This window comes from Glaciimonas immobilis (assembly GCF_011947285.1).
GTDB lineage: Bacteria > Pseudomonadota > Gammaproteobacteria > Burkholderiales > Burkholderiaceae_D > Glaciimonas > Glaciimonas immobilis.
The window spans coordinates 1-8,744 of the sequence record NZ_JAAOZT010000022.1; the positions used below are offsets into that span (position 1 = coordinate 1).

Annotated in this window: 9 protein-coding genes and 1 pseudogene; all 10 read left to right on the top strand. The window is 46.7% G+C overall.

Annotation, left to right across the window (positions count from 1 at the left end; translation table 11 throughout):
* Positions 1-502: 502 nt before the first annotated feature.
* Positions 503-784 (top strand): 4Fe-4S dicluster domain-containing protein, encoded by a 282-nt coding sequence (locus HAV38_RS21260; protein WP_168057405.1) that lies wholly within the window; start codon positions 503-505, stop codon positions 782-784.
* 30 nt (positions 785-814) lie between these two features.
* A complete protein-coding gene (locus HAV38_RS21265) occupies positions 815-1,864 on the top strand; it encodes an iron-containing redox enzyme family protein (protein WP_209216842.1) in 1,050 nt (349 codons plus the stop codon).
* 50 nt (positions 1,865-1,914) lie between these two features.
* Positions 1,915-2,583: a 2OG-Fe dioxygenase family protein gene (locus tag HAV38_RS21270; protein WP_209216844.1), complete on the top strand. Its 669-nt coding sequence runs from the start codon at positions 1,915-1,917 to the stop codon at positions 2,581-2,583.
* Positions 2,584-2,596: 13 nt separating this feature from the next.
* On the top strand, positions 2,597-3,418 hold the full coding sequence (locus HAV38_RS21275; protein ID WP_184013495.1) for a ThiF family adenylyltransferase: 822 nt from the start codon (positions 2,597-2,599) through the stop codon (positions 3,416-3,418).
* 19 nt (positions 3,419-3,437) lie between these two features.
* Positions 3,438-4,511 (top strand): aminotransferase class I/II-fold pyridoxal phosphate-dependent enzyme, encoded by a 1,074-nt coding sequence (locus HAV38_RS21280; protein ID WP_168057407.1) that lies wholly within the window; start codon positions 3,438-3,440, stop codon positions 4,509-4,511.
* 44 nt (positions 4,512-4,555) lie between these two features.
* The gene (gene argC / locus HAV38_RS21285) at positions 4,556-5,497 is read left to right on the top strand and encodes an N-acetyl-gamma-glutamyl-phosphate reductase (protein WP_168057408.1); all 942 of its coding nucleotides are present in this window, start codon (positions 4,556-4,558) and stop codon (positions 5,495-5,497) included.
* Positions 5,498-5,604: 107 nt separating this feature from the next.
* Positions 5,605-6,441 carry a diaminopimelate epimerase gene (dapF, locus tag HAV38_RS21290; RefSeq protein WP_168057409.1) on the top strand — a complete coding sequence of 279 codons (837 nt, stop codon included), beginning with the start codon at positions 5,605-5,607 and terminating at the stop codon, positions 6,439-6,441.
* A gap of 31 nt (positions 6,442-6,472) precedes the next feature.
* Positions 6,473-6,994 carry a GNAT family N-acetyltransferase gene (locus tag HAV38_RS21295; RefSeq protein WP_168057410.1) on the top strand — a complete coding sequence of 174 codons (522 nt, stop codon included), beginning with the start codon at positions 6,473-6,475 and terminating at the stop codon, positions 6,992-6,994.
* 40 nt (positions 6,995-7,034) lie between these two features.
* Positions 7,035-7,949 carry a DMT family transporter gene (locus HAV38_RS21300; protein WP_168057411.1) on the top strand — a complete coding sequence of 305 codons (915 nt, stop codon included), beginning with the start codon at positions 7,035-7,037 and terminating at the stop codon, positions 7,947-7,949.
* Positions 7,950-8,281: 332 nt separating this feature from the next.
* Positions 8,282-8,744: pseudogene (locus tag HAV38_RS22025) on the top strand (transposase); the annotation flags it as partial.

An 8,744-nucleotide genomic window follows, 5' to 3' on the forward strand; every position in this document is an offset into this window, starting at 1 on the left:
GGACTGAAGGCGATGATTAAGCGTCGCAGTGCCATTGAACCAACCATTGGCCATATGAAATCGAATTCCAAGTCAGGATGTAGACATGCAAATCCTACAGGGCGAGATGCCCGGTCAAAGCGATGTCGTGGTGGCTGTGGAGCGCGCCAGAGCATGGGAATTGGGCGCCCACGTGGACAACATGAAAACCTATCAGATCTAATAGTTATCGAATATTGGTAGATTTGTTATATTCGTGCGGTGTTCAAATGAAGAAGTGGATGCTTTGAATACGAAATTTTCCTTCGATTGCGTCTTTCTAACCAAACAAAAAAATGGTCCTTCTCCGTCTTCAAGACAGCAAGTCTCTCCGTTTTTACATATTCGTAATTTTTACAACGACTGCATCGACTAATCTGCCTGATGTTTAGCTGATAAATCATGGTCGAGCGTTCCAAAGAAATGCGGGTGCCATTCTCTTTTTCAGGCTTCGCGCGATCTTCATCAATTGGAAAACTAGGTCATGGCTTTTATTGTTGGTAAGGAATGTAATGGATGCAAATATACAGTCTGTGTTGATGTATGCCCGGTGGATGCGTTTCACGAAGCCGAGAAGTTCCTAGTTATTAATCCCGACACCTGTATTTCTTGCAGCGTGTGTGCACCAGAATGTCCGGTCGATGCAATTTATGACGAATTTGATTTGCCCATCAAGCAAATTTCATATTTAGAAATAAATCGCAATTTCTCTTCTTTATATCCGGTCATATCGGCTAGCAAAGCTACGATGGTTTTCCGTAAATAACGCCTTTCAAACCTTCGAAAGATAAATAATATGCAAGTTAAATCAGATCAAATTTTCTCTTGGCTTTTATATATGCTTGAAGCTGACTTTCAAGAGTGGGAAAAATGTAGTGCTAATGAAGTTCTGCGCAGCGAACTCCGTAGTAACAGTCAGAAACTAGTAAACACCGCATACTTCGGAAATGATATTTCTGCACTAGGAGAGTTACATAAAGCATTAGCACTTATATATACACGAGAGTTCTCTAGTGCTGAGATTGGTACTATTCATTGCGAGATGCAACCGATATTCCGTGATATTGCCGCGATCTTTGAAAAAAGCATGTTCGATTATGAATTAAGTCAATTGACAGATGGCTGGCTGGAGGAGATGCCAAAAGATGGCCAAGCTTATGTGAAATGGCTAAAAAAGATAATTTCAGAACACACCTCGAGTGTGCATCCTTTATATAACGATTTCTTGGCAAATCGTGCGGAATCGAGTCATTTGGCATTTTATTTTGCCCAAGAAACTAACCTTGACCCCCGCTTCGACGACATCCTTGCCTTCTTGCAAATTGGTGTAGACGTAGAACCAAAATTAGAACTTGCTAAAAACTACTTTGATGAAATGGGCAACGGCGAACTTGCGGGTGTCCACTCTAAGATGTTCAAAACTGCTTTGCAGCAGATAGGAGTAGATGAAAAATATTTACAAGAAAATATGCTTTTAGACGCGCAAATCTCTGGGAATATTTCTGGCGCACTGGCTTTATCGCGAAGACATTATTTTAAAGCAATTGGTTATTTTGGCGTAACGGAATACTTGGCACCGCGCCGTTTCAAACATGTGGTCAATGCGTGGCGTCGTAATGGTCTGCCGGAGGTCGGGATTGCTTATCACGAATTACATATCGGAATTGATGCGGTACACGCAAATGGGTGGTTTAACAACGTAGTAGCCCCTGCTGTATCGAGTAACCCAGAAATAGGTCGTGAAATTGCGATTGGCGCTATGATCCGCCTGAATTCGTCTGAGAAATATCTAAATGCATTGTTGGCGCATTTAGAAGAGCAGTTTAATGCTACTCAAATTGCGTAAGGTGAATCATGTCTCTAAATGATAACGGTTATGCCATTATTAAAATGCCAGTGGTCAGTGAAGAAGTGAAAGCTAGTTTTGGGAATTTAGTCTTTGATCAATATATGGGCAATGGCAATCGTTACCGACGTTTCTCGCAATACAAATTGTATTTTGCAGAAAACCGCTGGCAATTTGAATTGCTACCGCACCGTCCATATATGACATTTTCTAAATACAACAAAGTAGCTGGTGGGATTCAACGTATTTATGAGCCACTGCAAGTGGATTTCACGCCCCAAGTTGAAGCGATGGCGTTAGGCTTTCCGCTACAAACGCACGACGATTGGCAGATTAATGTACATCAGTATCGCGTGCATACCCGCCCCGATCTAGCGGGCGTGACTGTACCCGAAGGCGCGCACCAGGATGGCCATGATTTCGTCGGTATTGCTGTGGTTACACGCGTAGGCATTACCGGTGCCGAAATGACGCTGTTACCTTTGGGCGGAAAAAGTGAGCCATTCTACCGTGGCACAGTGCAAGAAGGAGAGGTTGCGCTGCTAAATGATCGAAAGATGTTTCATTACGTGAACGAAATTGTTGCAATTGATGAAGTAGGTTATCGCGACATTTTTGTGGTGGCATTTTCTCGATGGGCTGATCGATGGCATGGCAAAGAGTTTGAATCCCGAGTAGTCGCCTCAGCAATTGAAACCCTTCAAAGCGATGCAATTTAACAAGGAAAAAGTGATGAGTAATTTTTCACGAGATGTATTGTTTAGCCGCATGGTCGGCCTAGTTACTCCAGCCGAACTTGAATTATTGGCCACGCGACGTGTGGCGGTACCCGGTTGTGGCGGTACCGGTTTTACCTATGCGGAATGTTTAGCTCGAATGGGTGTTGGCGGCATAAATATTGCTGATGCTGATACTTTTGGTCCGGAAAACATGAATCGCCAGTTTGGTTGTACCGTTCATACTATAGGACAAAAAAAGTCTGCTGTATTGCAAGAGCGCCTCGAATCAATCAATCCTGATATTGACGTACGAACTGTTGATTTTATTGATGAAAATAATATTCGCGCTTATCTTGATGACGTGGACGTTGTTTGCGACACCCTCGATTTTTTTGTGATCAAGCCACGGCGTCTACTTTACAAAGTAGCGCGAGAAAAAAGTATTCCTGTATTAATTTGCTGTCCCGTAGCATTTGGTGTAACTGGACATTTATTTTTACCTGATGCGATGACTTTTGAAGAATATTTCGGCATCAATGATAGCCAAACCGAAACAGAACAATTACAGCGCTTCGGCAACGGCCTTACTCCAGCTGCGCTTTACAAGGCCTACACCGATGCACCTAGCCTAGATTTTGCACATCGAAAAGTTGCATCACTTAGCGCATCATGCTTGATGGCTACGGCATGGGGTTCTAATCTAGCGCTCATGTTGCTTCTTAATCAAACGCCGGGCTTCAAACCAGTGCCTTGGTGCTATCAATTTGATATTCGTGCGGGGCTTTTTGAAGCGGTACAAAAAGACAATATGGCTGACATTGGTGCAAACCAGTAATAAAGGATTAAACCCAGCTATGCAAACCTATCGCATCCAGGATTGGGTATTTAAAGACGCTTTAGGTCGTTACGATATTGACTTGGGCGACAGCAACGCACCATGCATCACATTGAATAGCTTTGGAGTGCTGCCTCCTGTAGTGCTGGATTACGGCACTGATCGGGGAGCGCGGCATTTGAGGGAACAAGTTGCCGACCTTTATGGCGTGTCGGCTGAACAAATCGGCATTGCTCATGGTGCGCAGGAAGCACTCTACCTAATCTACCGTACTTTGGTTAAACCAGGTGATCACGTCATTACTACCGGACCCGGGTGGCAACAATCATGGGAGGCACCAAGAGCCATCGGTTGCTCAGTTTCTATCGTGCCATATGGCCTTGGCTTCAATTTCGATATTGCTGCTATCGAGGCGGTGATACAAAATAATACTCGCGCCATTGTGATCAACGCTCCGTGCAATCCAACTGGCCGTATGCTCAGCGTAACTGATCGCGCTGCGTTAGTTCGGCTCGTGGAAGAACGCGGTTTGTTTCTGATTGCCGATGAAGAATACCTTCTTGATCTGAAAGAGTCTCTGGTACACCAAAGCAATAACATAGTATCGGTTGCGAGCCTCTCAAAAATTTACGGCGCACCTGGTTTGCGTGTGGGCTGGCTTGCAGCCACGTCAGCGATTGTTCGGGATGCTATGGCTTACAAACATTTGACTACCATTTCCAATTCGACCCTGTGCGAAACCTTGGGTTCGTTAGTACTTGAGCGCCAACCGCACTATATTTTGCAATACCAAGGGCTAATGCAACAAGGTTTATTCATTTTACGGGAATGGATTCAGCACCATGCAATCTGGGTGGAGCTGGTCGAACCGGAAGGCACACCATTTGCATGGGTATATTTGAAAAGCGAAGAAACCTCGCTTGATTTTTGCCGCCGAGTTTTGAAAAACAGTCGGGTACTGTTGATGCCCGCTGAAGTATTCGGTGAAGAGAAAGGTCTGCGGATTACATTTGCGCGTGAATCCGAACAATTAAAGGTAGGGCTGGCGGGGGTATCCGCCTGCTTTGCAGATACATCCCATTCGATCGCGTGATTGTGGCAGGAGGCGAATATTGATCAGCCAACAAAGAGGAGATTATGACTGTTTTCCGTATATTTATTGATGGTCAGGCGGGTACTACCGGGCTACAAATTAGACAACGGCTAGCTGCGCACCCGCATATCAAAGTCCTCACTATTGAATACGATTTGCGTCGTGACGCCTCAGCGCGTCGCGCATTGATGGCTTCAGTGGATGTTACCGTATTGTGTCTACCCGATGATGCAGCGCGCGAAGCCGCGCAACTGGCGCAATCCGTAGGTTGTCGTGTGCTGGATGCTAGTTCGGCGCACCGTACGGTGCCTAGTTGGGTATTCGGCCTGCCTGAGCTTGTTCCTACCCAACGTGCCGCCATTGCTAGTGCACGCCAAGTGGCTAATCCCGGTTGCTATGCCACAGGTGCGATTTTACTTTTGCGCCCGCTGATTGAGCAGAAGTTGCTGCGAAGGGACACTGTGTTCTGCATCAATGCCATCTCTGGTTATACGGGAGGTGGTACTAAGATGGTGGAACAATACAAGAATGGTGGCCCGGCTTATGTAGCATACACACTAGATTTCGATCACAAACATATTCCAGAAATCCAGACCTGGGGAGACCTTAGTACTCGACCGATATTTCATCCTGCGGTAGGGAATTTTGATCAAGGCATGTTGGTGTTTATACCGGTAGTGCACGAGCCCGGTCGCAGTCAAGCGCTGCACTCTACACTGCAGCAAAGGTATGAAGGCGAGAAGTTCGTAAAAGTGCAAGGTTTTAACGTAATTGACCCTGCCGGTGTACCCATGCTCACTCCTCATGGTACCAATGGCAGCAATAATATCGAGCTGTTTGTATTAGCTAACTCGACCTATCCAGATCGCACATTATTGGTTGCTCGTCTAGACAATTTGGGCAAAGGTGCCTCTGGAGCCGCGGTGCAAAATCTTAACTTGATGCTAGGGCTTCAAGAAGATTTATGCACACATTTAGCTGCTTAAACCGCTAATCTAATCGTCTCTAATGCCACTAAATGTGCGTAACATCGCACAGGGGACTGCACGCCAAATTTCGATGTGTCTCATTATTTTGTCTGGATCATGGCCGTATGAAATTTTTTAAGTATCAAGCTTTAGGTAATGATTATTTGATTATCGAGCCAAGTTCGTTAAGCGAACCCGTTCGGCCTGAGCTAATTCGCCGATTATGCAATCGGAGATTTGGTATAGGTGCTGACGGTGTATTAATCGGACCTTGGCTCACTTCCGAGGGTGCATATGGGTTGAGAATTTATAACGCGGATGGGTCCGAATGCGAAAAAAGCGGCAACGGCTTGCGTTTGTTTGCACGCTACCTAATCGATGTAGGGCACGCCCCAGAGGAGGGACTCAGCTTATATTTGTTTCACTTAGGTGAGACCATTGAGGTAGACTTTTTACCCGTTACCAAGGCTATCCGGGTGACATTGGGCAATTATTCCTTTGGTGCAATGGCCTTAGGCGTGAATACCGAGTTACCGCAATTATGTGATTATCGACTGGAATTAGATCACGAAATATTCACTGTCTCGTACGTTTACTTGGGCAATCCACATTGCGTGGTTTGGGTCAATAAACCCAGCGCCGAATTCGCGCAAACTTGGGGACCTCGAATTAGTACTTGTTCACTATTTCCTCAAAAAGCCAATGTGCAGTTTGCCAGCGTGCAAGACCGTTCCAACATGCAGATTGAAATTTGGGAACGTGGAGCTGGTTATACGCTTGCTTCTGGCAGCAGCGCGTGTGCAGCGGCAGCTGTGGCGTATAAAGCAGGGCTCGTGGATACAACTGTGACTGTGCAAATGCCCGGCGGTGCTATGCGAGTAGACCTGCGCGCCAATCACACGATAGCACTGACCGGCCCAGCCGAATTAGTTTACCAAGCTCAAGTTATTTCTGATTTTTAAGTCATGCGCAAGCCTAATATTAGGACTAATTATGCAATGGACATATCGCCTTGCGCGGAGTGGTGATTTGCCACAAATTGTTGAAATCTACAATCAAGCTGTAAACACGCTAGAAAGTACATGCGATACCGAGCATGTTACTGAAACTTTACGTGAGGCTTGGTTTGAAAACCATCTAGCCAGCACTCGCCGCCCACTGTGGGTTGCGGAGAGCGCTGTGCTAGGGTTTTCCGGGTTGGCAGGCTATTTATCCTTTTCGCATTTTATGAATGAGCGGCCCGGCTATTTCATCACATCGGACATGGCCTTATACCTGCATCGAGACGCTCAATGTAAGGGGCTTGGTACTTTCCTTTTAAGTAACGCCATTAAAGCAGCCCCAGATTTAGGTATTGAAACGTTGGTCACTACTATTTTTTCCTCTAATACTGCCAGTGTTCAGCTGTTCAAAAAGCAGGGTTTTGAGCAGTGGGGTTACATGCCACGTGTTGCGCGACTCTGTGGTAAACAGCGCGACTTAATCATGGTAGGTCGTCGTGTTGTGTCCGATTGAATTCACTCCTGCAATTTTATCCTATAGGCTTTCTTAAACCATGCGACCTTCAGATTTTTTCCGTTTATTCTTACTCGCTGCTATCTGGGGCTCTAGCTTTTTGTTCATGCGTTTTGTAGTACCGCATGTTGGCGTAATTGCAACCTCGTTTTTCCGTGAACTGCTCGGGGCGCTGGGCTTAGGTGCGGTATTGATTGTGACACGCAGCAGTTGGAATTTTGAAGGAAAGGCCACGCGTAGCCTGCTACTAGGCGTAATTAACTCTGCAATTCCCTTCATTCTTTTTAGTTTGGCTGCACGAGTATTGCCTGCAGGTTATTCGGCTATTTTCAATGCAACTACACCGCTCATGGCCGTGATGATAGGCACGGCGTTTTTTGGTGAAAGCTTAAACTGGCAAAAAAGCTTTGGAGTGGTGTTGGGCTTGTTGGGTGTGGTTGTACTTACTAGTGTGGGACCGCTGCATTTTGGCTGGCCCGAGTTTGCTGCCACGCTGGCTTGCCTTGCTTCTGCCGCGTGCTATGGGATAGCTGGATATCTTGCACAACATTGGATTTATAAAGACGGCGATCTGGATAGCAAGTTGGTAGCTTTTGGCAGCCAAACTGGTGCCACATTATTGATGGTGCCGCTGTTTACCTATGGAGTGGTTAGTGGCAATGTCAGCATTCCGGTGCAACTACGGCAGTGGTTAGCTCTGGCTGCACTGGGATTAGGTTGTTCCACCGCTGCATACATTCTTTATTTTCGTTTGATTGCCGATATTGGCGCGCTACGCTCATCCAGCGTGACCTTTTTGGTACCTTTATTTGGCGTAGTTTTCGGAGCTGTTTTTCTGGGCGAGACGTTGTCCTTGGGCCATCTCTATGGCGGAGGTTTGATTGCCTTTGCACTTTGGCTGGTATTGCGGCGAGCGCCCCTTATTAAGCAATTAGTAGTCTCAGAAGTGAATTAGTACAACTGTTTTTCTTGTTAGAGGCAGGCCGTGAGATATTGCCGCAACTTGAACCGCCTCGCAAAAGTTTCGATCCAACTTGGGCAGTTCATAATTCATCCTGATTGGTTACGTACCTCAGAGAAGCGCAATTTTGTTCAAGGCTTGGGCTTAGTAGTCGGCCATGAATAAATCAAGAGAACGGCCTCTGGCATAGGTTGGATACGTAAAAGTAGTTGCTGAATTTGCAGGATATGGAATATTTATATTCACTTCCTTGCAACTTCTGTCGAGGTCTTTATGGGTCCGCAACCTGAAACTATGCCCTCAGAGCAACTCCTGGGTTCCCATTAATGGCGCATTTAAATCCACGCCATCCGCTGATTCAGTTGGCAGCACTGATTGTTTGGTACGCCATTGATCGCGTTGCCTCTGAGCCATTTCAGTTCAGGCGCGGGCGTCCCGCTCTGCGTCCCCGGCTGATCGCCGGTTTGCTGTATGTACAGCATCTCTATGACTTGTCGGATGAAGGAGTGGTCTGGAGTTGAGTCGAGAATCCCTACTGACAGGTGTTCACGGGCGAGACGTATTTTTGCAGATCGAACCGCCCACTCACCCCGCGCGTCTGAGTCGCCGGCGCAAGCGCCTGGGTGAAGTCGGCATGGAAGAATTGCTGGCGCAAAGCATCGAAGCGGCCAAACGGGCTGTGATCATCAAGGCCGCCAGCATCAGGCGTGTGATTGTCGACACCATGGCGATGGAAAAGGCGATTGTCCATCCGACCGACTCGCGCTTGCTGGAACGCGCGCGCTGCCA

Excerpts from the sequence above, each read along its gene's own strand:
- dapF (WP_168057409.1), top strand. The coding sequence starts at position 5,605 with ATGAAATTTTTTAAGTATCAAGCTTTAGGTAATGATTATTTGATTATC.
- HAV38_RS21280 (WP_168057407.1), top strand. The coding sequence starts at position 3,438 with ATGCAAACCTATCGCATCCAGGATTGGGTATTTAAAGACGCTTTAGGT.
- HAV38_RS21300 (WP_168057411.1), top strand. The coding sequence starts at position 7,035 with ATGCGACCTTCAGATTTTTTCCGTTTATTCTTACTCGCTGCTATCTGG.
- HAV38_RS21295 (WP_168057410.1), top strand. The coding sequence starts at position 6,473 with ATGCAATGGACATATCGCCTTGCGCGGAGTGGTGATTTGCCACAAATT.
- HAV38_RS21275 (WP_184013495.1), top strand. The coding sequence starts at position 2,597 with ATGAGTAATTTTTCACGAGATGTATTGTTTAGCCGCATGGTCGGCCTA.
- HAV38_RS21265 (WP_209216842.1), top strand. The coding sequence starts at position 815 with ATGCAAGTTAAATCAGATCAAATTTTCTCTTGGCTTTTATATATGCTT.
- argC (WP_168057408.1), top strand. The coding sequence starts at position 4,556 with ATGACTGTTTTCCGTATATTTATTGATGGTCAGGCGGGTACTACCGGG.
- HAV38_RS21260 (WP_168057405.1), top strand. The coding sequence starts at position 503 with ATGGCTTTTATTGTTGGTAAGGAATGTAATGGATGCAAATATACAGTC.